Origin of the sequence: Lysinibacillus sp. NPDC093190 (assembly GCF_050280425.1) — a bacterium.
In the GTDB taxonomy this organism is placed as follows: Bacteria; Bacillota; Bacilli; order Bacillales_A; family Planococcaceae; genus Lysinibacillus.
Map to the genome: position 1 here is coordinate 62,000 of NZ_JBNNVG010000004.1, position 23,741 is coordinate 85,740.

The 23,741-nt window shown below is 34.1% G+C and carries 19 protein-coding genes and 2 pseudogenes; 10 read left to right on the plus strand and 11 right to left on the minus strand.

The annotated features are described in order from the left end of the window. The first annotated feature begins 809 nt into the window (after nucleotides 1–809). Nucleotides 810–1,733 (plus strand): alpha/beta hydrolase fold domain-containing protein, encoded by a 924-nt coding sequence (locus tag ACQKOF_RS04945; protein WP_427554255.1) that lies wholly within the window; start codon nucleotides 810–812, stop codon nucleotides 1,731–1,733. 173 nt (nucleotides 1,734–1,906) lie between these two features. On the opposite strand, the gene ACQKOF_RS04950 is transcribed toward ACQKOF_RS04945, so the two are convergent. Further along, on the minus strand, nucleotides 1,907–2,386 hold the full coding sequence (locus ACQKOF_RS04950; RefSeq protein ID WP_427554257.1) for a MarR family winged helix-turn-helix transcriptional regulator: 480 nt from the start codon (nucleotides 2,384–2,386) through the stop codon (nucleotides 1,907–1,909). 195 nt (nucleotides 2,387–2,581) lie between these two features. Here ACQKOF_RS04950 and ACQKOF_RS04955 point away from each other — a divergent pair, with 195 nt between their 5' ends. The 4 genes from ACQKOF_RS04955 (at nucleotide 2,582) to ACQKOF_RS04970 (ending at nucleotide 6,997) form a co-directional block, all read left to right on the plus strand. Beyond that, nucleotides 2,582–3,805, plus strand: a complete 1,224-nt coding sequence (locus ACQKOF_RS04955; RefSeq protein WP_427554259.1) for a MalY/PatB family protein — start codon at nucleotides 2,582–2,584, stop codon at nucleotides 3,803–3,805. Continuing rightward, the gene (locus ACQKOF_RS04960; RefSeq protein WP_427554261.1) at nucleotides 3,802–5,091 is read left to right on the plus strand and encodes an amidohydrolase; all 1,290 of its coding nucleotides are present in this window, start codon (nucleotides 3,802–3,804) and stop codon (nucleotides 5,089–5,091) included. The genes ACQKOF_RS04955 and ACQKOF_RS04960 overlap by 4 nt, the downstream gene beginning before the upstream one ends. A 210-nt stretch (nucleotides 5,092–5,301) precedes the next feature. Continuing rightward, nucleotides 5,302–5,508 (plus strand): DUF3311 domain-containing protein, encoded by a 207-nt coding sequence (locus ACQKOF_RS04965; protein WP_427554263.1) that lies wholly within the window; start codon nucleotides 5,302–5,304, stop codon nucleotides 5,506–5,508. A gap of 7 nt (nucleotides 5,509–5,515) precedes the next feature. Beyond that, entirely contained in the window at nucleotides 5,516–6,997 is a 1,482-nt protein-coding gene (locus ACQKOF_RS04970) for a sodium:solute symporter family protein (protein WP_427554500.1), read from the plus strand. A 1,012-nt stretch (nucleotides 6,998–8,009) separates the two neighbouring features. Here the strand turns inward: ACQKOF_RS04970 and ACQKOF_RS04975 are convergent. The 5 genes and pseudogenes from ACQKOF_RS04975 to ACQKOF_RS04995 all read right to left on the minus strand — a co-directional run bounded on the left by ACQKOF_RS04975 (nucleotide 8,010) and on the right by ACQKOF_RS04995 (nucleotide 14,787). Continuing rightward, nucleotides 8,010–8,971, minus strand: a pseudogene (locus tag ACQKOF_RS04975) (acetyl-CoA carboxylase carboxyltransferase subunit alpha). Further along, complete coding sequence (gene accD, locus ACQKOF_RS04980; protein ID WP_427554265.1) at nucleotides 8,964–9,812, minus strand: acetyl-CoA carboxylase, carboxyltransferase subunit beta; 849 nt, start codon at nucleotides 9,810–9,812, stop codon at nucleotides 8,964–8,966. The pseudogene ACQKOF_RS04975 and the gene accD overlap by 8 nt, the downstream one beginning before the upstream one ends. A gap of 485 nt (nucleotides 9,813–10,297) precedes the next feature. Continuing rightward, nucleotides 10,298–10,393: a GntR family transcriptional regulator gene (locus ACQKOF_RS04985; RefSeq protein ID WP_427554502.1), complete on the minus strand. Its 96-nt coding sequence runs from the start codon at nucleotides 10,391–10,393 to the stop codon at nucleotides 10,298–10,300. A gap of 1,912 nt (nucleotides 10,394–12,305) precedes the next feature. Continuing rightward, the gene (locus tag ACQKOF_RS04990) at nucleotides 12,306–14,162 is read right to left on the minus strand and encodes an alpha/beta fold hydrolase (RefSeq protein ID WP_427554267.1); all 1,857 of its coding nucleotides are present in this window, start codon (nucleotides 14,160–14,162) and stop codon (nucleotides 12,306–12,308) included. Nucleotides 14,163–14,220: 58 nt separating this feature from the next. Continuing rightward, complete coding sequence (locus tag ACQKOF_RS04995; RefSeq protein ID WP_036130195.1) at nucleotides 14,221–14,787, minus strand: TetR/AcrR family transcriptional regulator; 567 nt, start codon at nucleotides 14,785–14,787, stop codon at nucleotides 14,221–14,223. Nucleotides 14,788–15,092: 305 nt separating this feature from the next. Here ACQKOF_RS04995 and ACQKOF_RS05000 point away from each other — a divergent pair, with 305 nt between their 5' ends. Further along, nucleotides 15,093–15,392: an MBL fold metallo-hydrolase gene (locus ACQKOF_RS05000; protein ID WP_427554269.1), complete on the plus strand. Its 300-nt coding sequence runs from the start codon at nucleotides 15,093–15,095 to the stop codon at nucleotides 15,390–15,392. A gap of 200 nt (nucleotides 15,393–15,592) precedes the next feature. Here ACQKOF_RS05000 and ACQKOF_RS05005 read toward each other — a convergent pair whose 3' ends face one another. Beyond that, nucleotides 15,593–16,462 carry a PhzF family phenazine biosynthesis protein gene (locus ACQKOF_RS05005; protein ID WP_427554271.1) on the minus strand — a complete coding sequence of 290 codons (870 nt, stop codon included), beginning with the start codon at nucleotides 16,460–16,462 and terminating at the stop codon, nucleotides 15,593–15,595. 30 nt (nucleotides 16,463–16,492) lie between these two features. Further along, nucleotides 16,493–17,539, minus strand: coding sequence for an ornithine cyclodeaminase family protein (locus ACQKOF_RS05010; protein ID WP_427554273.1), 1,047 nt, complete (start codon nucleotides 17,537–17,539; stop codon nucleotides 16,493–16,495). Nucleotides 17,540–17,679: 140 nt separating this feature from the next. Between ACQKOF_RS05010 and ACQKOF_RS05015 the strand changes: the two genes are divergently transcribed. Continuing rightward, nucleotides 17,680–19,131 carry a PLP-dependent aminotransferase family protein gene (locus tag ACQKOF_RS05015; RefSeq protein ID WP_427554275.1) on the plus strand — a complete coding sequence of 484 codons (1,452 nt, stop codon included), beginning with the start codon at nucleotides 17,680–17,682 and terminating at the stop codon, nucleotides 19,129–19,131. 743 nt (nucleotides 19,132–19,874) lie between these two features. Here the strand turns inward: ACQKOF_RS05015 and ACQKOF_RS05020 are convergent. Then, nucleotides 19,875–20,054 carry a hypothetical protein gene (locus tag ACQKOF_RS05020; protein WP_427554277.1) on the minus strand — a complete coding sequence of 60 codons (180 nt, stop codon included), beginning with the start codon at nucleotides 20,052–20,054 and terminating at the stop codon, nucleotides 19,875–19,877. Nucleotides 20,055–21,198: 1,144 nt separating this feature from the next. Between ACQKOF_RS05020 and ACQKOF_RS05025 the strand changes: the two genes are divergently transcribed. Next, nucleotides 21,199–21,474: a YqhV family protein gene (locus ACQKOF_RS05025; protein WP_427554279.1), complete on the plus strand. Its 276-nt coding sequence runs from the start codon at nucleotides 21,199–21,201 to the stop codon at nucleotides 21,472–21,474. Nucleotides 21,475–21,787: 313 nt separating this feature from the next. On the opposite strand, the pseudogene ACQKOF_RS05030 reads toward ACQKOF_RS05025, so the two are convergent. Further along, nucleotides 21,788–22,051 (minus strand): annotated as a pseudogene (locus ACQKOF_RS05030) (DNA mismatch repair protein MutT); the annotation flags it as partial. Between the two features lie 386 nt (nucleotides 22,052–22,437). Continuing rightward, nucleotides 22,438–22,782 (minus strand): hypothetical protein, encoded by a 345-nt coding sequence (locus ACQKOF_RS05035; RefSeq protein ID WP_427554281.1) that lies wholly within the window; start codon nucleotides 22,780–22,782, stop codon nucleotides 22,438–22,440. A 601-nt stretch (nucleotides 22,783–23,383) separates the two neighbouring features. Here ACQKOF_RS05035 and ACQKOF_RS05040 point away from each other — a divergent pair. Together ACQKOF_RS05040 and ACQKOF_RS05045 are read left to right on the plus strand one after the other, a co-directional pair. Next, entirely contained in the window at nucleotides 23,384–23,572 is a 189-nt protein-coding gene (locus ACQKOF_RS05040) for a hypothetical protein (RefSeq protein ID WP_427554282.1), read from the plus strand. Then, on the plus strand, nucleotides 23,572–23,724 hold the full coding sequence (locus ACQKOF_RS05045; protein ID WP_427554284.1) for a hypothetical protein: 153 nt from the start codon (nucleotides 23,572–23,574) through the stop codon (nucleotides 23,722–23,724). The genes ACQKOF_RS05040 and ACQKOF_RS05045 overlap by 1 nt, the downstream gene beginning before the upstream one ends. Nucleotides 23,725–23,741 lie beyond the last annotated feature (17 nt).

Below are 23,741 nucleotides of genomic sequence, written 5' to 3' on the forward strand. Positions count from 1 at the left end.
TCACAGACTATAGACGTTGCAAACTTTTTGACGTTACTTTTGTTATAGTTCATAAATCTGCTTGTTTATAGCGGAAGATAAGATGTTAGGGCATAAATGAAACAACAAATCGAGGCTATGTTTATATAAACGGATAAGGGTAGATAGTTAGAGGCGAAGAAATTCGTCTCTTTTTTTATTGTACGCTCGGCATACGTAATAACTATAGGGGGGAAGCTTCAGAAGCGGTGAGACAGAAGCATTGGTTAGCTGATAGCAAAGGCGTCTGCGGTACGTGGAATCAGAAGGAGAACACGAATCTCGGTATGATTAGGGGAATGCTCACACACTTTCTACACAAAAAGTAACTTAGCTCGTTGTCTTTTTAAAAAGTTTTCAAGAAAAATGCTAATTTCACGGGTGTGGAACGTATGTTCCCATCTTAAACTTTATAAAAATTCGAGCTAAAGGGGAAGTAAGTCGATTACATACAGGAACGTAAAGAATTTGAGCAATTACTATAAAAAGAAACATAGCAATCAAGTATTTAATAGGAAGGTTTTGGCAAATTATCTGTTATAATAATTGAAATGGAAGCCCATGTTCACTTTTTTTATGAGATAGAAAAGGCTTTTTATTTTGACCTTGAAACATCATTCAACCTTTATTCTGTAAATATAGATGCAGTATTAACGCCTACGTTCAATGAAGACATTCTATCTAACTTGTTAAAGACTTTTTATAAAGCGATATAAGGCTATTTTAAATCATAGCATGTTATGAAACGACAAGATGAACAGTAAAAAAGTTTAAAGGAGAGAACATTAAAAATGAGTCTAGAAATTTATAACGGAGAACGTTCTGAAGAAAGTGTTCAATTTGAAAAATGGTTAACTTCCGAAAGTAATAAAATGAGTTTTTCTAGTATTGAAAACACTAAACAGTTTGTTGAGTTAATGGGAACTGAAAATAATAAACCATATGTTATAGGGGAAGATGTTCAATTTTTAAGTGATGTTAAGGAGGAGGCATTCGAGGGCATACAGGTTTTCACATTAAATGACCAAGAGTCTCCGAAACAAAAAGTAATTCTTTATCTACATGGTGGCGCTTGGACGAATCAACCTTTAAATTTTCACTGGTGGTTTTTGGATAAAATGGCGCAATCATTGAATGCGAAAATAATTGCTCCTATTTATCCTAAAGTACCTCATTTTAACTATAAAGATACGTATCCAAAAATGCTAAACCTCTATAAAGAAATGCTTGCAACTGTTGAAAATTCGAATCAATTAACGATTATGGGAGATTCGGCAGGCGGTAATATAGCACTTGGCCTAGCTCATCTGTTAAAAATGAACAATTTACCTGAACCGAAAGATATTATTTTATTATCAGCATGTGTAGATTTGAGTTTTGAAAATCCTCTTATAGCTGAATATGAAGAAAAGGATCCGATGTTAGCTAGTGAAGGAATGGAAGTCATTACAAAGATTTGGGCAGCTGATAAAGATCTAAAAGACTCATTGATTAGTCCAATATACGGTGACTTTCAAGGACTTGGGAAGATTACTCATTTTATTGGAACACATGAATGTTTATATCCAGATGCAATAAGACTGGATGAAAAACTAACGGAACTTGGAATTGAAATCAATACTTTTGTTTATCCTAAAATGAATCATGTGTTTGTTGTTATGCCAATTCCTGAAGCGCAAGATGCTCAACAGAAAATTTTTAATATACTAAGTTAATTTAAAGAAATGGAGCTTAACTGTACTTGAAGCGGCCACTAGGAGGGAAGTCTTCGTTTAAACAAGAGGTAGAGATTTTAAAAAAATGACAGCAATGTATAACGTAAAAAGGAGTGTCTCAAAGATCAAATTTAGACTTTGAGGCACTCCTTTTTTGTATAGAGCAAAGATAATTAATACGTCTTAGATTTTTTGTCATTAAGCACGCTTTGTGTCCTTTGATTGATTAAGTTTAAAACTGTTATATACTTTTGAAAATCTTCAGTCGTAAATTGCTCAAGGTTCTTCAAATGACTCCGATATTTCTCTAAACCTAGATTTTTATGATATTCATAAACTATTTTGCCCTTGGGTGTTAACTCAATATTCAATTCTCGATAATTGTCTACATTTCTATATTTAATGACTAATCCTTTTTTAATTAGTTTATCTACCATTTGAGAAACAGCACTTTTCGTGCAATTTTTAATTTCTGCAATTTCAGTAGTAGTCGTTTTTACTTGATCTCCAATTAAGTTGAGTGTATGAACTTCTATCATATACAATTCATCTTCTGTGCCATATTTTCTTGGGATATTTTCATATGAACTAATAAGTCTAGATGTCTCGTAAATCGTTTCCATTAGCTCATAAAAAACCTTCTCTTTTTCCACAATGCATCACCCTCCCTATAATTGGTAGCAAATTAATTTTAACATTTGTTTAGAATCTGATTAAATTTAAAAATATTCTGAAATTTCAATTGGCTATTTCTCGGTTAAGGTGTTAAATAGAGAAAAATTTAATATAAACGTTATAAAAATAGTGATTTAGTAGAAAAGTTGAACACAAGTAAGTGGGGGGCAAGCATGAAATATAATTTTGATAAAGTGGTTAATCGCAGAAATACTTATTCCTTAAAGTGGGATGGCGAAGATTTAATCAAAACAATGGGTTATACAGAAAGGTATGACAATGAGACCATTCCACTATTTACAGCAGATATGGATTTACCCGTACCGCAACCATTGATAGATGCACTACATAAAACAGTTGATCATCGTATTTTTGGCTATTCTGTTTTTCCAGATGCGTACTTTGAATCTATTCAGCATTGGTTTGAAAAAAGACATGATTGGACAAACAACAGAGAAGAGATTGTATATAGACCTGGAACAGTACATGCCTTGAATATAGCTGTAAAAGCTTTCACTAAACCTGGTGAGGGCATCATCATTCAACGTCCTGTTTATCCACCGTTCACAGTTTCGATAGAGGGAAATGGGAGAGTTGTTCGAAATAATGCGTTGAAATGTGATGATGAAGGATATTACTACATTGATTTTGAGGATTTTGAAGCAAAAGCAAAAGAAGAAAATACAACGATGTTCATTCTTTGCAACCCACACAATCCAACTGGAAGGGTTCTATCGTACGAGGAACTAAAAAGGCTTTCAGATATATGCGAGGAAAATAACGTGATTATTATAGCTGATGAGATTCATGGAGATCTCATTAGAAAAAAACAAAAATTTATACCAATCGCAAAAGTTGCAAAAAGTACCGATCATATCATCACGTGCACAGCAATCAACAAAACATTCAATGTTGCAGGTTTGCACTGTACAAATGTGATTATTTCAAACCCAGAAGTTAGAAAAAATTTTAGTGACACAATGGGGATGCAGTTACCATCACCGTTTACAATTGCAGCCCTGATAGCTGTTTACAACGAAGGAGAAAAATGGTTAGAGCAACTAACAGAATATTTGGATGACACAATGACGTATGTGAAAAATTACTTAGCTGAAAAAATGCCTACCGTCAAAGTTAGGATTCCTGAAGGAACATACGTGATGTGGATGGACTTTAGTGGATATGATCTTCCAGCTCAAGAGGTTCATGATCGTATCTATAACAAAGCCAATGTTTTACTTGAGGATGGTCACTTATTTGGAATTGAAGGAGAAGACTTCCAAAGAATCTGTATCCCTTCACCAAGACCCCTTATAAAAGAAGCACTTGAAAGAATCGCTTTAGAATTTCAAGATATCGAATCTAAAAATCGATTGGAAGAGGTGTATAGAAAATGAAAACAATAGAATTTGAGCTACATGCATTGAAGGCTGCCAAAGAAATAGAACCTTATGTAATTGAGATAAGAAGAGATCTCCATAGGCATCCTGAAATCGGATTGCAAGAAATACGAACAATGAGAGTAGTTACAGAGGAGTTAACTAAACTAGGCATTCATTACGAAATCGTCCCTAATGGTGGAATTATTGGTTATATTCAAGGGGGAAAACTGGGAAAAACATTAATTCTTAGAGCAGATTTAGATGCACTTCCGATGAAGGAAGAAAAAAATAATTTAAAAAAGAAGAAAGTAGTGTTTTCTGAGTCTGACCAAGCAGCTCATACTTGTGGGCATGATGGACAAACAGCGATGCTTTTGGGTGTAGCGAAAATCTTAACGCAACACAAAGACCATATTAAAGGGAGAGTGCTTCTCGCTTTTGAACAAGGGGAAGAAATGGGCGGAGGAATTTATAATCTCTGTAAACGGTTATACGAAATTGGAGGCGACGGAATATGGGGTATCCATTTAAAATCGGATCTTCCGACTGGGAAAATATCCGTTGAACCAGGCCCTAGAATGGTAGCTTCTTTTGTTTTTGATGTCTTAATAAAAGGAAAAAGTGGACATGGTTCAAGACCGGATTTGTCGGTTGTTCCATTAGACTGTTTTACCGATTTTTATAACAATTTAAGAGCGATGAGGTTAAATACGCTAGATCCTTTTAAAACAATTACCTATTCAATTGGAACGATAAATTCGGGTTCTGCAGCCAATATTATTCCAGAAACTTTACAGTTCTCAGGAACAGCCAGATATTTAGATTATAACCAAGGTGCACATGCGGCAAAAGAATTTAAGAGAATCCTAGAAAAAGTCTGTGACCTGCATAATTGCACATATGAATTTTTGATAGAACCTAAAGAATCGGATTTAATTGTCTACAATCAAAAAGATTGTGCACAAATTGCGATGGATGCAGTGAAAAATGCAATTGGTACAGATGCATTACATGCAATCCCTGCATGGATGGCATCGGAATCATTTGCGTTTTATGAAAAATACTTCCCAGGTGTGTTTGCATTCGTTGGCATACAAAACCTCGAAGAAGGGATTGGGGCCGAACATCATAATGTTTACTTTGACCTAGATGAAGATGCTTTAAAACTAGGTGTGGCGGCTACTGTACAATACACATTTGATTTTCTAAATTGTGAAAAACAAGTTGATTTTACTCCTGATAAAAGAGATATAACTAGTCTATTTATTGATAACGGATTCAAGCAATTAATAAATGAATAGCATTTCATTTAACTTCTTTCAGCAATTATTTTCTGAAGCTAAAAGGAAGAATCAGCTACAAATGTTAGTGGGTATCCGAACACCTGCTGAAAGAAGTTAATGTCTCCGGCGGATGTCACAGAATCGGTAAGGAGTCCTTTGTGCTTGCACAAATCCGATTCCGGACACAATTATGCCGAGGCATAATTAATTAAAAAGGAGATAGGGAAAATGACAAGAAAAAAGTTCTGTTACTTGCTCACGTTCTTAGCATATTTTGGCATGCCTGTAGGAATTCCTTTTATTAAAAGTGCCGAACCATATATTTTAGGTCTCCCATTTCTATTATTTTGGATGGTTTTATGGATCTTTCTAGGAACTGGTTTAATGATTATCGTTCATCGTATAAATCCTGATGCAAAAGAGGAGGTGGAATAATTTGATCATTTCAGTTGGAATCATTGCAATTTTCTTAGTGATTGCTTTACTATTAGGCATTATGGCAAGTAGAGGGAAAGATATGAGCCTTGAACAATGGAGTGTTGGAGGCCGTGGATTCGGATCTATTTTCATTTTCTTATTAATGGCTGGTGAAATTTATACAACTAATGCATTTTTAGGGGTAAGTGGTTGGATGTATGGAAAAGGTGGCGTAGCATTTTACAATATCGCGATGCTAAACTATGTAATTGCTTACTGGTTAACACCTAAAATATGGGCTTACGGAAAGAAACATAGTTTATTATCGCAATCGGACTTTTTTGAAAAGGCATATAATAGTAAAATTCTCGGCACGCTTGTAGCCATTGTAGGGTTAGTAGCGTTAATTCCTTATTTAATCATTCAACTAAAAGGTCTTGGCATTATCGTTTCCGAAGCTTCCTATGGAGCGATTGATCCGAAAATAACAATTTGGATTGGTACAATTGCAATGATTACTTATGTTATGGTTTCAGGTATTCATGGCTCTGCTTGGACAGCTGTTATTAAAGATTTTCTTATTCTTGGTGTTGTGATATTCCTTGGTATCTACTTACCTATACATTATTATGGCGGGATTCAGCCAATGTGGGAAGCAATTGAAGCTGTTAAACCAGGTTTCTTATCACTTCCAGACTCAGGTTTTAGCGCCTCATGGTATATTTCAACGATCATGTTAACATCGTTAGGGTTTTATATGTGGCCGCATACATTTGTTGCTACTTTTTCAGCAAAAAGTGGGAATGCACTAAGAAATAATGCGATTTTGCTTCCGATCTATGCATTATTTTTATTATTTATCTTATTTGTTGGAGCAGCAGCAATTTTACAAGTTCCTGAACTAGAAGGAGGCGCGGTGGATTTAGCTTTATTTAAAATCTCCACGCAAACATTTAATCCAGTCATCGTCGGCTTTATTGGAGCAGCAGGGTTATTAACTGCAATTGTGCCAGGTTCATTGATTTTAATGTCTGCAGCTACATTACTTGCGAAAAATGTCGTAAAACCTATTCGACCTCAAACTACCGATCAACAAATTGGTATCATTGCTCGCTATTCAGTTCCAGTAATTGCACTTGTTGCACTTTACTTTACGTTTAGTGGTGGTGGAGCAATTACGTTATTATTCTTAATGGGGTATGGATTAGTGACTCAATTTGTACCAGCTGTTGTATGTAGCTTTTTGAAGAAAAATCCATTAACTGTACAAGGTGTTTTTGCTGGGATTATTGTGGGTGTCACGATTGTTGGTTGGCAGGCAGCTACAGGTGCTCATCTTAGTAAGCTGTTTCCAAGCTGGCCATCTTACATACAAGATATCAACATTGGTTTCCTAGCATTAAGTGTAAATATTTTAGTAAGTTTACTTGTTAGTGTGCTTACAAGCAAGCTAGCTGGTAATAATAATGAACCTACAAATGAGAAAACAGTAGAAAACCTTCAATAACAACGTTTGTATTTTCTGAATATTTGAATGGGATGATTTAATAATAATGTTTTTTACCGAAAAAGCGTTAAAAGCAATTGGATCATCAAATAAAGTCGTATAGATTAACATTGTGAATTACACTAATCATGTATGTTAAGAAGAATATGAAATTTTAAAATCGCAGCAGTTAGCCGGTTCAGCGGCAGAACAAAACGTCTTACAAAAAGATTTACTCGTTGAAATGAAGTAATCGCATGTATAACAATTAGGTGTAAATTTACTTAAGAAGAATCCATTTTAATCAAGCATGTAAAAATGGATTCTTTTTAATTGAACTATAATGGTGGTGACAATTTGTTTTAAAAAGTCATCGGAATCTAAATCATGTAAATTTACAGCTGTTCCGTCTCACTATTATTAGTATACTTTTCATTGATACATAACTTCCTATAATTTATATTATGTAAACTAAAATTATTTTGGCGTGGAGGAGGGCTTGGATACGTCAACTACCCATAATATCTGTACTTTTCTGTATATGGACAAGAATCTACAGACATCTTGGACAAGAATGTCCGGACATAATATAATTCCCTACTTTTTGGACAAGAACGTCCAGACAAACTTACATTTCAAAAAATAAAAAGGACAAGAATGTCCAGACAACGCACATTTTTCCGGCTGTCTTAATATTTCTTCTCCATGTGCTCGTACTGTTCCACAGCTATGCACATTAGTGTTGGTTTGGAATAAAGTTTGATTAAAAGTTTGCTGCAAACGTTGATTTTATAATAGTTAGAAGAAACCCACGTATTTTGAAAAAAGTTTGATCAAAATGAATGGGTTTTATTTAAATGCGAAGTTATTTTTATCAAACTATATCACAAATTATCGAACTTTATTTTAAATGACCAATCTTTTTTACAAACTACAACCTTTTTTTCTTCCAGCAATAGGCTATTATTTTATTTAAGAAACAACGTTTATCTCTTTACGAGCAAATACACATGTCCAAAACCTAAAAATGAATTTAAGCTTCTGTATATTGTCCAATCTTTCTGAATTTCTCATAACGATCCTCAATCAATTGTTCGCCATTTAAAGAATTCAATGCTTTTAGTGTGACGCTTATACATTCTTTTATATAAATTGCTTGCTTCGCAACATTACGGTGTGCTCCACCAGTTATTTCAGGGATTATTCCATCAATAACGTCAAGCTCTTTTAAGTCAGGTGCTGTTATACGCATTGCTTCTGCTGCTTGCTTCCCTAGACTACCATCTCGCCATAAGATCGATGCAGCACCTTCAGGCGAGATAACAGAATACGTTGAGTTCTCTAACATAAAGACGCGATTAGCTACCCCTAATGCAATTGCACCACCACTTCCGCCTTCTCCAATAACAATACTAATAACTGGTACTGTTAGAATCGTCATTTCAGCAAGAGTTCTGGCAATGGCTTCACTTGGGCCGCGTTCCTCGGCTGCCTTACCTGGATAGGCACCTTTCGTATCAATAAAACAAATAATTGGGCGCTTAAATTTCTCAGCCTGCTTCATTAAGCGTAATGCCTTACGATATCCTTCTGGGTGTGGCATACCAAAATTTCGTCGAATATTTTCTTTAGTTGATTTTCCGCGCTGGTGTCCAACAATTGTTATGGGCTGTCCTTCAAAGAGAGCGATTCCTCCAAGAATAGCCGCATCATCACCAAACGAACGGTCTCCATGGAATTCTATAAAATTTTCGCACATAGCTTCTATATATTATATTGTAATGTTGTTGGACGTTCAGGATGTCTAGCAACCTGTACACGATCCCATGGTCTCATATTGGTATAAATGGATTGTTCTAGCTGAGTAAGGCGTGTTTCAAGCTTTTCGATTTCGCCTGTCATATCTACTTTCGCTTCGGTAGCAATTGTTTTTAACTCATCAATTTTTTCACGTAATTGTACTACTGGTTCTTCAAAAGCTAAATTTTTAGACATGTTGCATGCCTCCTTTCGTATGCATTTTTACAAGCATTGCTACTTGGTTTCGTAAATTTTTTCGATGGAAAATTGCATCAAGCTGACCATGCTCTAGTAAAAATTCTGACGTTTGGAAATCATTCGGTAGTTTTTCTCTTAATGTTTCTTCTATTACACGGCGACCAGCAAAGCCAATCAATGCTTGTGGTTCAGCAATATTAATATCTCCAATAGAAGCAAAGCTTGCCGAAACGCCACCGTATGTAGGATGCGTCATGATAGAAATAAACAATAGTCCTTCTTCACTATGATGTTTTAATGCCGCACTCGTTTTTACCATTTGCATTAATGATAGAATACCTTCTTGCATGCGTGCTCCACCACTAGTAGAAAAGATAATAACCGGTACACGTAATTTAATAGCTTTTTCAACGGCACGTGTGATTTTTTCTCCGACAACTGAGCCCATTGAGCCCATACGGAAATGAGAATCCATAATTGCTACAACAATTTCTTCTCCATCAAGAGTACCTAACCCAGTTAGTACAGCATCGCTTAATCCCGTTTGTTGTTTAGCCACTGAAATTTTTTCTACATAATCAGGGAAATTAAGTGGATTACTTGTTTGTAAATGATCATCCATTGATACAAATGAACCTTCATCTAAGAAATATGCTACGCGCTCCCGTGCAGTCATTTTGAAATGATGATCGCATTTTGTACACACTTTATGATTTTTTTCTAATTCCTTTGTTAACTGAATGTGACGGCATTCTGGACATTTTGTCATAAGTCCTTCAGGAAATCCCTTTTCCTGTCCGTCCTCTTTCTTTTTACTAAATAAGCTACGTATTGCCATGTTCGTCTCCCCCTTTGTTGTTTACATGCTTTGTAAAGTCTTCATCCACTGCTCGTAAGCTTGCAATGCTTCTTTTTCATAGCCAAGCTGCATCGATTTCAACATAGTTTTTCTTCTTCTGTTGAGCTTTGATTTACACGGTCACCATCATAAGCCGCTAACTGAAACCAGATTTTTAGTGAAAGACGATTTTCCGCTGTGATGATTATTTCTCGTAATACATCTTGAGAATTAATCGTACCTTCTATTTTTAGCCTTACAAAAAAACTGTCCCACACACGTAGTGTTCGCAGAGTCTCTGTACAACTTATTACGCGAATGGCTTCCTTTTCATGAATTTATCGCGTTAATTCGACATCTTTTTTAGATTTTTCATCTTCTAATATAAACATTGACAGTATTTCTACGAGCTGATGCTTATGTGTAGAAGCTAGCAACATACCTCTCCCATGTTTCGTTTCAATAAGACCTAACAATTCTAAGCTTCACAATGCCTCCCTCACAGAGGATCGCCCGACACCTAGACGCTCTGAAAGAACTCGTTCGGAAGGTAGTTTTTCTCCAGCCTGTATTTCTTCCATTTTAATAAGTTGTCGTAATTGTTGGACGATATCTAAAAACACTTCTTTTGTTCGGTTTTTTTATCCATACGATCAATTCCTCGTTCTATCGCTTTCGCACAGATAAACATGCGACTTACTTTAAAGAAACGAAATCCACTACCTTTAGAGGATGGTGGCTCTTACTGAATAAATACAAAAGTGGTCTGACCACTTTTGTATTTTAATCTATCTTACAAAATAGTTATTTAAAAGTAAATAATAAACTGGATAAAAATTTAATAATTTCCTTCAATTTCATATTCTTTTCGTCGTTAGTGCATGTTTTACTTTCATTTGAGGTCTACTAAAGCGCTTTTTAAGCTTTCCCTCAATGTAAAGCAATTCATCTTATAGTCCAGTTAGCCAATAGCCAGGGGTATTAATCGTCGCGACTTTATGGGTATTGGTACAGCACTAAGTCGCTATTTAAATAGGGATAATAATTATAAAAAAGTTGATAAGGAGAAATACTCCTTATCAACTTTTTATCCTATATTAAGATATAGTATCGACCAGCTTAGTTTGTTCACTCTTATGAATAATTCTTATGAATATTGGACAAATCTACATTAAACGATAATTAGCATTATTTAAACGAATAATCCCCTTTTGAACGATAAATTATAGGAACCATCCGATAATTAGAAAGTTGTGACCAAGGTATTTATATTATGTAAACTAAAATTATTTGGCGTGGAGGAGGGCTTAGATACGTCAAATACCCATAATTGCAGAAACAACTGTATATTGTATATGGACAAGAATCTACAGACAAAATATTATTCCCTACTTTTGGGACAAGAAAGTCCAGACAGCTCATTTTTTAAAATACATGATTTTACATAAAACGTTGGGTTTGAAATTCCTCATATCCTTTAATATCTAAAACAAAGTTTGATCATTTTCTACATGTGCAGCTCCACAATAGCCATAACTTCATAAATTATCCTGGTTTACTTTAACTTTTTAATTTCTATTTTAGAGTAATTATATGTGTGATCTTCCTTATTTTTAAATGGACTGCTCTTTAGTGTTTGTAATAAAGAATAATTACTAAATGGTATTCAATCCCTATTTAACAACAACAAATGCAAAACCTTCATTTTAGCTAGTATTGATTAGATAATTCACCTAGCAAATTAACAGTCAATTGGTCTTCTATTATTGCATCTGTATGAACCAATTCTTTTGTCGTAATCCTCATTATCCTAGCAAATTGTTCAATACGTTCCGATTTTAGAGTACAATCTCCTTTTAACATAAATCCTACAAGTGCTTTACTTACACCTAATTGTTCAGCTAGCCATTCATAAGAAACTTATAATAAACAACATGGAAGTTCATTATAATTTATTCCGAAGAACAATACTAAATAACCAGTCGTCAAATAAATTTCGACAACTGGTTAGGTGTATACTTTTTCGACTGTAATATATCAGCAATTTTCACTTCTACCTGTAAAAAGGATACTAAACATTAGTTTTTACAGAAGCAAGATCTCATCTTCTTTTGCAAATTCATTTTCTATAAAAAACTTTTTTACTTTTTGCTGGTCGGCTGTATAAATAATCAGCACTAGGGATTTAATGGCTCGACTACATGCAACATAAAATAATCTGTTTGTTTTATGAAAGATTATTACGTTCTTTCATGGGAGTTTAAGTATATTTCTTCACAAGGTGATTACATGCCATGCGTAAAGAGCAATACTTTGTTCAATTCGCAGTTTACTACCTCAGGATACTGATATGTACGCTGTAATTGATTAGCTGTTAGATTCTTAAGTAAATATATCCAGCGTTCATGTAGACAATCTTTTTTTTTCAAACAGTACGACTTTATTTCAAAGACACAACGATCTTACTACCCACTTTTTATTTATCCCACACTCTTATCTGCTAGTACTACTATTTTTTATTACCAAATTAGCCGTTTCACTCGGATGGTTAAGAGGAAAATGATGACCATATGGAACAAAATCAACCTTACCAAGATGCGAAGGAGCAGAATAGCCTCTGTCATAATCCCCCCAAATAATGCGAAGATTATACTTTGTTACTTCATTGAAATCACCTTGATCGTTTTTCAATAGTAAACTGTTAAGCTGAACCGTAGTATTTAAAATTCTAGGAGAAGTAAAACTGTTACTTATTTTTTCAATATAATGTTCAGGGATGCTCTCCGTACTTTCAAATAAACCATTACTTAATAAATAACGCTCTATCAAATTAGTAGTTGCCAATTTCAATGTCCATTTGTTCATAAATTGAGGAACATTTATCGATTTAGCATTTTTTTTAGCAACAGGTGGCTGAAGTAAAGTAATTGTATACTTCTTATCTATGTACTTTTGTACTAATGCTTCCAAAAGAATATACGCACCAAATGAATGGCCAATTAGATGGGCACCGTTAGTAGCTTTCTCCAATAACTTTTTCACTACATTCAAATAGATATTTAATAGATTTTTCTCTCGTTTAAAAGGAGAACGTCCCAAACCTGGAAGGTCCATGATCCATACAGGTCGACCCGTTTTTTCATGAAGCTCTTTCCCTAAAGGAAATAAATCCTCTCCATCACTTAATAAACCATGTAATAAAATAAACGGTTTACCCTTTCCTTGTGATTGGTAAATGGTAGTATTATTACATAATGTTCGTTTAAATAAATGACTGTGCTGGCCATTTTGATACATCATGCGATAATCCAGATCAGCTATTACGGCTGGGAAAAATTTCATTACATTTGTCTCCTTAAACCAATCTTCTCCCATAATCTTTTTCGCTGAACCATTTGAAAATGTTCGATTTGTAATAAAGTTCAGCCCATCAGCAGGAATTTGGGTTATTTTGCTTACGCCACTATTCATAAGTGCTTTCATAAATGGCAATGGGGCAGAAATTTTAGGTGCAGTCATATTCATACTTTCTGACATAGCATCTAATAATTCTGAAATATTCTGATCATGTTGTTTATCTTCAACAAGTGTATATGTTTGTATAGTTGGTTGCTCCAATCTGAAAACCTGCACAATAAACTTTGCTAGTTCATCGTTTGCAATAAGTGGTAATCTATATTCCTTACCTCCAGGAATCACTGGCATGAGCCCTTTTCGCATACTCATCACAAGCAAGCCTAAGCCTCCTGTTTGCTCCGTACTCCCTGTTTTACTACTACCAACTACAGTTGGTGGATTAATTACTGAAAGCGGATAACCTACTGTTGATGCCTGCTGACGGATATAAAGATCTGCTAAAAACTTTGTTCTCTCATATGGATTTTTTATTTTCAAAAAATTGTTTCCTTCTTTAAACACATCTATCGCAATCTTGCTATTTTTATCATCAAAGGGACTCATATAGCCTACAACATGAATAAATTGTTGCAATCCCTTCAATTGATGAATATTTTTAGCGAATTCACTAATATGTTGGGCACCATTCAAAAATACGGAAGCTGCCTCTTTGCTTGTCGCTTGAATATCCATGGGGCCACCTGCGTGAATAATCACATCCGTTTTCAATACCAACTCCTTATCTTCAGCACTTAGACCTAAGTCTATTTTCGTCAAATCACCTTCAATAAAGTGCATAACTGCCTCTTTTAAGATGCCTCTTTCTTGATAAATGCGTGTTGCTTTACTTTTCGATCTCACTAGTAGAAGAATTGTAACATGCTCTTTGGCTAATTCCTTCACTAATTGCTTTCCAATAAAACCTGTTCCACCAGTTAAAAATACTGTTCTCATATAAAATCCTCCTTTTAGTACTATTCAGTACTAATTTGATGTAAAAAAAATGCTTCTTTTATCGAAGCAAGTTAAAAAAATGATCTGCTGTTTTCATGATTACAGTTGCATCCTTCAGTGTTTCTGAAATAAATAGCGCTCCTTCAAGATTTGTAATAAAAAGAGATGCAACCTCGTCAATATTAATTGTCTTTCTAAATTCACCATTCTCTACCCCTTGTTTAAGTAATAGAGAAACTTTCGTTTGTAATCCTGCAAAAAAAAGACCTATTTTTTCTTTTACTTTTGTGGCATTTGTAGGGCTTTGAATATAAAGCGTAATAAATGGACAGCTCCCCTTATATTCTCTCGTCTGAACTCCTTGTGATAATTGCTTTAAAAACAGTTGGATACGATCTTCAACTAATAATTGGTTTTGAGATAGTAAGCCATCAATTGCAGATTGATACATTTCAATCCAATAATCAACGACCCCTTCCAACAATTCTTCCTTATTAGAGAAGTGATAATACACATTAGACTTTGAAACTTTGCTTACACGAACTAATTCATCCATGCTTGTATAAGCAAACCCTTTTTCTAAAAATAATGTTGCAGCTACTTCAATCACACGTTTTTGATTCATTAATTTTCCCCTTGTCATAATTAGTACTGTACAGTACTATAATAGGTGTTGCAAGTATTTTTGTTAGTTTAATAAAAAAATTGATCAAAAAAGCTAAACTTTAATTGATTTTACTGCTAAAAATTAATTTCATTTTGAACAAAGTTGAACTGAACCCCAAAACTGTTTTGGATGGCTTGCAATTTTTCACTTGTGTTTTAACGCTAGGTTCATATATTTTTGAAAAGAAAACAAATATGTTTTTTTTGGAAGATACATACGAATTTATTTTTGTAGTCACTAAATTGTTTAGAGGAGATGCTTTTATGCCCATTTCAGTACAGTATATTCGACATGCTACATCAATTATCTCAATAAATGGAAAACAATTTCTGATTGATCCGATGTTGAGTGAAGCCGGTAAACTTTCACCTGTCCCTTTCACTAGAAATTATCGCAGAAATCCATTGACTTCATTGACTGTTTCACTTCAGATTTTCGAAGATGTAGATGCTATCCTTCTAACACATCGTCATTTTGATCATTGGGATACGAAATCTATATCCATCTTGAATAAAGAAACTCTTGTATTTTGTAGCCCTAGGGACCATATCCAACTTCAGTAAGTAATTGGATTCTATTTTGTGTCTCAATTTTCTATACTTAAACGAGCACCTTAAAACTAATGCCTTTTCAGTCCGTAAATGCTTTGACGGTCTGTTTGTTTACAAACGATCTAAGAAAAAAACAGCCATACTAGATGTACCATAACACCTAATCCGGCTATCTTATTATTTCAATTTTATTAGAAATTTATATTCTACAATTATATTTCAACCTCTGTTTCAGACAAATTCAATGCTTTTCCGCCCACCTTTACCCCAATAATTTCTTTCCCTTGAGTGGCTAACGCTATAACTATTTCTGAAGGTTTTTTCATAGAGTAACCTTGCTCAACAGATATATTAATAACATGTTCAGGTTTGATTTTACCATATTTATATAGATAACATGAAAGAGCACCATTGGATGTACCAGTTGCAGATTCTTCTGGAATTCCATATAAAGGTGCCAAATTTCTACAGTGAGCATTTGAATCCTTTAGTGATTCAAGGGTAAAAATATGATAACCAATGGTATTATATTTACTGCTGATATTTGTTACTTTTTCAAAATCTGGCTTTATAGAATTTAATATATCTAAGTTTCTAATCGGTACAAGTATATCCCTAAGGCCAGTAGATACAATTTGCACTGGTAGATCCCCCAACATTTCATCTATAGTAATATTTAAGGAATCTGCAATTTCCTCCTTGTCTATTATTTCATAATAGCTTGGAGCATTTTGATCCATCATAATTGATAGGTCTTCCATTACTTCTACATTTAAAATTCCAGCCTTTGTTTCTTGAGAATATTTTCCTGGTTTAATATATCCTTGGCTTGAAAGTGTATAGAACGCCGCTATCGTTGCATGGCCACAAAGATCAACCTCTTCATTAGGTGTAAAGAATCTAACCTTGAAGTCAGCAAGGTCTGACTTCATGACAAAAGCAGTCTCACTAAAACCGATGATACCTGCTATTTTTTTCATGTCCGCATCTGATAGATAATCAGCGCTAAGTACCACTCCGGCAGGGTTCCCTCCCTCAATGGATTTTGCAAATGAATTTAATGTATAAACTTTTAACTTCATAATATGATCCCTCCAAATTGTATATCGATTTTATATTTGCACGATTGTCCCAACATTCATTTCTTCTGCTTTTGATACAATATATTTTGAAACTGCAAGATCCTGCAATGCTATGCCAGTACTATCAAAAATCGTAATTTCTTCATCTCTTGTACGTCCTTTCGCATTTCCAAGTATGAATTGTCCAATTTCAGTCAAATTGTTTTTGCCTAATATACCAGCCCTTATAGCACTTTGTGTTTCTCCGACTGTCGATGCTTGTGTAATATCATCTACATATACAGAAGCTACCTCAAAAATCTTTTCATCTATTTCCTGTTTTCCAGTCATGTCTGCCCCCACACAGCTGAAATGTATGCCTGGCTTAATCCACTCCTTAAAAATCAGTGGTTTTCGCGAAGGCGTTATCGTAATTACTGCATCGGTTTCTTCCAAAGCTTTCACTGGATTTTCTACAGCTACAAACTGAACTGACTCAATTCTTTGTTTCCAGCTCTTATTATAAGTATCGTTGATATCATTTATGATTTTATTTAGTTCCGTCTTTATTGAATACTGGAATTTTGATGCATTTTCATATTTTACGGGGTCATATATATATACCTTATTGATTGTCTGAACTTGAGATAGAGTGGCTGCTATTTGAAAAATCGCCTGAACGCCTGTACCTACAATCATTAGTGTTTTTGAATCTTGTTTTGACATGTGTTTCACGCCTATTGAACCTGCTGCTCCAGTACGCATTCCTGTCAAATAACTTGCGTTGATCATTGCCTTAGGAAACCCATTCTTCAAATCAAATAACATAGTCAGCCCAGTTATAGCTGGAAGCCCTTGATTTTTATTATCACCAAACCATGAAACGAGTTTTAATCCAAACACATCTTCTTCATTAAGCATCCCTGATTTAATATCCATTTCTGCCCTACCCTCAAAAATCACCTCAGATACCATGGAGAATAGTCTCACCTGATTGTTGGCTTTAAGCGCATAGGCTTTTTCTACACATGCTACTGTATTCTTGATATCAAGAATGTTCTTAACATCATTATCACTTAGAATTCTTATTGGTACCATAGTTATCATTCTCCTTTAAAATTTTAATATCTGTTAATGTAATTGTATTTGAACAACAACAAAAAGTCTCCAACCATTCTTGGTTGTTATTTAACCAACCAAATGATATTGTAAAAGTACTATGATTTTGGAGGAATTTAATGTTGGATATCAACTGGAGACCTGATAGAAATAATCCTACTCGATTGAATATACAGATTGTTAACTTCATAAAAGATAAAATAGCAACTGGAGAATGGCCAGTTGGTTTCAAATTGCCAAGTCAGCGGACACTTTCTGAAATTTTCTGTGTAAACAGAAGTACCGTAGTATCTGCCCTTGAAGAGCTGGCAGCTGAAGGCCTTATTAGCGGTAATGCTGGTGGAGGTACAAAAGTAATAAACAATACATGGACATTAATGTCCATTAATCATTCACATAATTGGCTTCCCTATATATCTTCGGGATTACATCAAACAAATCAAAATATAATGCAGCAGATCAATCAGGCTGAATTCCAACCTGATATCATCCGAATGGGGTCCTGCGAACCTTCCCCTGAATTAATACCTAACAAAATGATTCAGGGCGTACTAAAAAAACTGTCCAAGTCTATGGCATCGCTGGGTTATGAAGAACCAAAAGGAAATATCCATCTAAGAAGAGAGGTATGCACATACCTTAAAACAATAGGAATAGAAGCTGATCCATCCTCAGTTTTGATTACCTCTGGTGTTTTGCAGGCAATGCAGCTTATTTCCCTTGGCCTTTTGCACACGAACTCAGTAGTATATGTTGAAAAGCCATCCTACCTATACTCTCTTAGAACCTTTCAATCGTTCGGAATGCAGCTTTCGGGAATTAAGCTGGATGAAGAAGGTATAGAAATAAAAGAATTGGTGGATCGACATAGGCGGAGAAAAGGAGCAATGCTTTTTACAATACCTACTTTTCAAAATCCTACCGGGAGTGTCATGTCACTTGAAAGAAGAAAAACGCTTGTTGATGCGTGTGATAGGGAACGTTTGCCTATTATCGAGGATGATGTATATAGGGAGCTTTGGTTTGATGAACAACCTCCACAGCCAATAAAGGCATTTGATAACAATGGACTTGTATTATATATTGGTGGAATATCGAAGAATTTAAGTCCTGGTCTCAGGATTGGATGGATTGTTGGATCAGAAAAAGTCATTGAAAGATTGGCAGATATAAAAATGCAAACTGATTATGGAACCAGCTCACTCTCCCAGAATGTAACCACAGAACTATTCTCTAGTGGTCTTTATTATCAGCATAACGATATAATGAGGAAAAATGTTAAGATCCGAAGAGATGTTGCTCTTGAAGCATTAAAGAAATATTTTACCGGCATCGGTACATGGAATATCCCTAGGGGCGGATATTTTATCTGGCTTAAGTTAAATGAAGGTATATCCATGTACCAGCTTTTTACTAAAGCCTTAAGTCGGAAAATACTTGTTCACCCTGGAGATTTGTATGAGTTTCACTCTGATCAATATTTAAGAATTTCTTATTCTTATGCATCCTTAAATGAAATTGACTATGGAATTAAAACTCTTTCAGAATTGGTAGCAGAACAAATTTTTTAAGTTTCATATAGAGATTTAAATATGGCAGATAATTATAAAAATGAGTATTGAATAACCACTGTATGAGATTCGAAAGCATCATCAACTCCTCTAGTTCCTGAAGTTTTGAATCATTAATCTATCTAATTTTCTAAAAAACCAATTGTCTTATAACTCAAATAACCTATGCGCAGAACCCGAACTTTAACACAAATATCCATAGTTCTGCGTATTTGTTCGGCCCCCTAAAGCAAACTTCCCCCAAAATAATTAGTCTGAGGGAACACAAAACACACTTCAATTTTTACTCAAAAACCTCCTAAGCCTTTAATATGAGACTATTTCTTCTCTATCAATACTATGCACTCCACATGGGCTGTCAGAATAAACATATAAAAGACCTCTATCATTAATTGTACGTTTCACCGTAGTTATTCCTAAACAAATTTAATTTAAAATAATATATCATGTAAAAATCCTAAGAAGTCAATAATTATCCTATCTTTTTAGTCACACGACTATTAATAGTATGACAATTTTTTAATTCATGTGCCAAGTAATAAATACTGCAAACTATTAAACTTTCTTTACCAACAGTGAGCAACACATTGGTGTTGGTGGATTTGGTTCAGTACGCCACGTCACATCATTAATATGATGGTCGAATTAATGCCAACACCAGAAGATACCATTATCGATCCAATAATATGTTCAGCAGTTTTTTTCCTCTTTATCACCTCATTAATCCCATATAGCGACTATACTTATATGTCTGTTAGTTTCTCGATTATTATTTTTGTATTTTCAAATGTTACGTTTTCTGTTTCAGAAATATTCCTAATAGAATCATCAACTATATGTTGAATCAAAGTATCATCAATTTTTACATTCTTCGATAAACCTACTGAACACGCTAATTCAGTAGTGCCCCCATCTAACATCATTACAGCGCTCGATTTTTGCATCAATTGTAATGTTAGGATATATTTCTTGTAAGCTTCAAGTAATATCTATCATTAAAGAATCACCAATAGCTAGCATAACATCACTTGTTTCAATCTCTCATTGATTATCTACTTTAGGAGATTCTTTCTTAGCTATTTCTAAATCCTTAACTGGTTCTTTACTTGAAACGTATCGAGATTTAGTCACACGTACCGTTGCCCATCTCGATCGCTCTCACAGCGCACAATAAAAGTATTTAGCGTTTCCTTATTTTACATAATCTAGGGTGAACACCTCATTGATTTTCTACACTATAGACTACAGCTTTTCCTTATTCCTTCAATATTTGTATGTATTAAATAACTCATAAGCAATATATAATACTATCGGTTTCACTTTGTTATTTGTTCACTCTTATGAATAATTCTTATGAATATTGGACAAATCTACATTAAACGATAATTAGCATTATTTAATCGAATAATCCCCTTTTAAACGATAAATTATGGGAAACATCCGATAATTAGAAAGTTGTGACCAAGGTATTTATATTATGTAAACTAAAATTATTTGGCGAGGAGAAGGGCTTGGATTCGTCAACTACCCATAATATCTGTACTTTTATATGGACAAGAATCTACAGACAAATTAAAAATGATGTTGAAACTTATGATTATCTACTTTCTTATCAACAATGCACTTATGTTCCTTCAAATAACCCCGTTCTAATTTAGAACGGGGTTATGTTTGCTTGTGGTTTTGTTCAATTTCAATTAATTAAACCTTTTATTTAATAGCTTGAATAATAGCTGAGACATCATTTTTCGGTTAAATTGAGATATTTGTAAAGCCTGCATCTTTTAAAAGTACTATCTTTCCCATAAATCTTTAGGATTTTATTATATGCACCTATACTATTTCCTTTTAAAAACAGAAAATGGATTTATAAAACTGATTCTATTAATAAATTCTTTGAACTTTTAACTAGAAAATCACTTATTAAAACACTATAAAGCATAATATAACAAGAATATTTGATACGAATCATACATATATTGATTTTAGTATTTCATTAAAACAGAAGTCTATTATTATCCTAATGATGGAATTATAATATAAGCGAAAATTTTCTATAAAGATAGGATGATGACAATTATTGAAAAATCGCTTCTTGCTATGGTTATTTTACGCGTATTGTCTGGAAGTATTGAAGTAAGTGCTGGATTGTTGATGCTAAAGTTTAATAGTTTAGAAAAAGCATTCTATATTAATACAATGCTTGCTTTGGTTGGTCCAACAGTTTTAATCGTAACGACTGCAATTGCATTATTTGGACTAGCTGATAAAATTCCTGTGGCGAGAATCATTTGCCTATTTACGGGAATTACACTTATTCTTATTAGTTCACATATTAAGTAATAACAAAGCATTCCTAAAAAGTAATAAATCAAGTAATTCAAAAAATAATAAAATTCTCCAAAAAGTTTGTTTTGCAATGGATGTTAATTACATCCTAATAATGTTCATTAGTTTGCTGTAGCGTGTGACGACGCTACGTTTTTTACGTATAAGTAACCTCTACTTGCACAAAGTGTATTGCACGCACTTATTCAGTTGTGGCGTTGGTTGACCGTCACATCCTTCCTCATTCAGGGTCACCTTTACTCAGTGACCCTTTTATAATTTCTATCCTCAGATTGTTTAGTAACATTACACTGCATCAGGTAGTTTTCTACTTGAATAAATAATGAAACTTTAAAGCAACTTCTTTCGGCTTAACATCAATCGACAACATTTTTTCAACCTCTACCCATATTGGTAAATAAGTTCCTCTATCTTTGTTTTTGTCAGTGTACTCTTCACCTTGCCCAGTTCCAAAATCCCCTTCAATTATTTCCGATAAGAAAAAATATTGATTGCCATTAAATTTAACTTCTGCGATACAATCCTTGACCCTTACTTTTATACCTAACTCTTCTAGCGCTTCTCTTCTTGCTGCGTCTGCTGGCTTAGGTTAGATTTTTGTCTGACAATTGGAAGTGCAATTAATTGTTACGCTGAATATTTTATTCGTCTTAAGGAGAATCTAGATTAAACGATAATTAGTATTATTTAAATGAATAATCCCCTTTTGAACGATAAATTATGGGAAGCATCCGATAATTAGAAAGTTGTGACCAAGGTATTTATATTATGTAAACTAAAAATATATTTGGCGTGCAAGAGGGCTTGGATACGTCAATTCCCCATAATATCTGTACTTTTTCTATATGGACAAGAATGTCCAGACAACTAAAATTACTATTGAGGAGAAGATAAAAGAAATCAATAAATATCAAAAAGCATAAGCTTTTTACGCCTACGCTTTTTCAAAAATTAATGTTAAGACAACATCGTTATTCTTTTACAAGCTATTTTTGCTGCTGGAATTCCAACGCTGGCACCAAGTGCTGTATCTACTGATTCTCCCCAAGAACCACTGCTAGCCTTTATTTCGTTCCTTGCTGTCAAAACTCCCTCTGCTACAATTTCAACACAATCATAATAGTCTGGATTAGGATTACTTTCAAGATACTGTGCAGCTAATTCGTCTGCTTTCTTTTGTATTGAAAGTCGACCTGGTTCAGCCAATGAACTAAAAACACTCTCAGCTTGCCCACCAAAATGTACTATTTCGTCGTTAATGTCTTCACCAGTACGATGTATTTCTCCCATTTCAGATGACATATTTAGTCCTCCCAATCCTTAAAATTTGAACTTTTTAAGTTCACAAATATTTTATCCAACTGAGATTGGTCTTATCCATCAACAACTATTTCTTTTGGTTTATATAAAAAATTTAACATGTTTGTCTGGAGTTTCTTGTCTTTTGATCACAATGTCCAGACATATTCTAAAGAATTGCTTAGTTAATGACTTTTCGGGTGTCCGTAGATTCATGTTTCACGTACAATATCTTTTATTTATTGTGACAAGTTCCTCAATATTTTGTCGTGAACCGTTTATCGATTTTTTGAACGAAAATTATCTCCGTTTAAACGGGTTGTTAATTTTTTGTAAATTATCGGAGGTGTTATTTATGTTAATCAATGCTACTTATCGATGAGTTTCTTCTGATAATACACTTGTTGGCTACGAATATGCTCTGAACAGCTTTGTTGCCTTTCTAGAGTCAAATAATCGATTATTTGACCAAATGATATTACTAAGGCACTTGTTCGTTGTATATCCATGAACGTGTTAAAAATGATCATTTGGCACCATCTTCAATTGATTTGTAAAATTTCATCCTTACGTTCTTTCGTTAAAAATGGTGTGAATAAAAATATTGATTGGTATTGAAAAGCCGAAATTGGTAAAAAATTACCAACATACAGGAGTGAAAAAACTGCAATGGAAATCCGAAGCAATGGAAAACATGAATGTTGATGAAAAGTGGAAACTTCTCGAAATACTTTATGAAAAGTATTTCAATAAAGATCACATTGTTGTAGACGATGAGGCGGAAGAAGAATAATGTCTAAAGCCAAGGATGAAATTTGGATTTACAAAGATCAAAAGGAAAAAGAAGACCTGGTGTTATTGTTGGAACAAGTAATACTATGGCTGAAATTGATGACAGTTGCGAAAGTTACAACCAAAGAGCCTAGAAATGAATTGGTAGATTAGTCCAACTTGTGTTTCTG

Bases quoted from the DNA above. Each gene is read 5' to 3' on its own strand.
- ACQKOF_RS04945 (WP_427554255.1), top strand. From the start codon at position 810: ATGAGTCTAGAAATTTATAACGGAGAACGTTCTGAAGAAAGTGTTCAA.
- ACQKOF_RS04955 (WP_427554259.1), top strand. From the start codon at position 2,582: ATGAAATATAATTTTGATAAAGTGGTTAATCGCAGAAATACTTATTCC.
- ACQKOF_RS04960 (WP_427554261.1), top strand. From the start codon at position 3,802: ATGAAAACAATAGAATTTGAGCTACATGCATTGAAGGCTGCCAAAGAA.
- ACQKOF_RS04965 (WP_427554263.1), top strand. From the start codon at position 5,302: ATGACAAGAAAAAAGTTCTGTTACTTGCTCACGTTCTTAGCATATTTT.
- accD (WP_427554265.1), bottom strand. From the start codon at position 9,812: ATGGCAATACGTAGCTTATTTAGTAAAAAGAAAGAGGACGGACAGGAA.
- ACQKOF_RS04985 (WP_427554502.1), bottom strand. From the start codon at position 10,393: ATGGAAGAAATACAGGCTGGAGAAAAACTACCTTCCGAACGAGTTCTT.
- ACQKOF_RS04990 (WP_427554267.1), bottom strand. From the start codon at position 14,162: ATGAGAACAGTATTTTTAACTGGTGGAACAGGTTTTATTGGAAAGCAA.
- ACQKOF_RS04995 (WP_036130195.1), bottom strand. From the start codon at position 14,787: ATGAATCAAAAACGTGTGATTGAAGTAGCTGCAACATTATTTTTAGAA.
- ACQKOF_RS05000 (WP_427554269.1), top strand. From the start codon at position 15,093: ATGCCCATTTCAGTACAGTATATTCGACATGCTACATCAATTATCTCA.
- ACQKOF_RS05005 (WP_427554271.1), bottom strand. From the start codon at position 16,462: ATGAAGTTAAAAGTTTATACATTAAATTCATTTGCAAAATCCATTGAG.
- ACQKOF_RS05010 (WP_427554273.1), bottom strand. From the start codon at position 17,539: ATGGTACCAATAAGAATTCTAAGTGATAATGATGTTAAGAACATTCTT.
- ACQKOF_RS05015 (WP_427554275.1), top strand. From the start codon at position 17,680: ATGTTGGATATCAACTGGAGACCTGATAGAAATAATCCTACTCGATTG.
- ACQKOF_RS05020 (WP_427554277.1), bottom strand. From the start codon at position 20,054: ATGATGTTAGATGGGGGCACTACTGAATTAGCGTGTTCAGTAGGTTTA.
- ACQKOF_RS05025 (WP_427554279.1), top strand. From the start codon at position 21,199: ATGATGACAATTATTGAAAAATCGCTTCTTGCTATGGTTATTTTACGC.
- ACQKOF_RS05035 (WP_427554281.1), bottom strand. From the start codon at position 22,782: ATGTCATCTGAAATGGGAGAAATACATCGTACTGGTGAAGACATTAAC.
- ACQKOF_RS05045 (WP_427554284.1), top strand. From the start codon at position 23,572: ATGTCTAAAGCCAAGGATGAAATTTGGATTTACAAAGATCAAAAGGAA.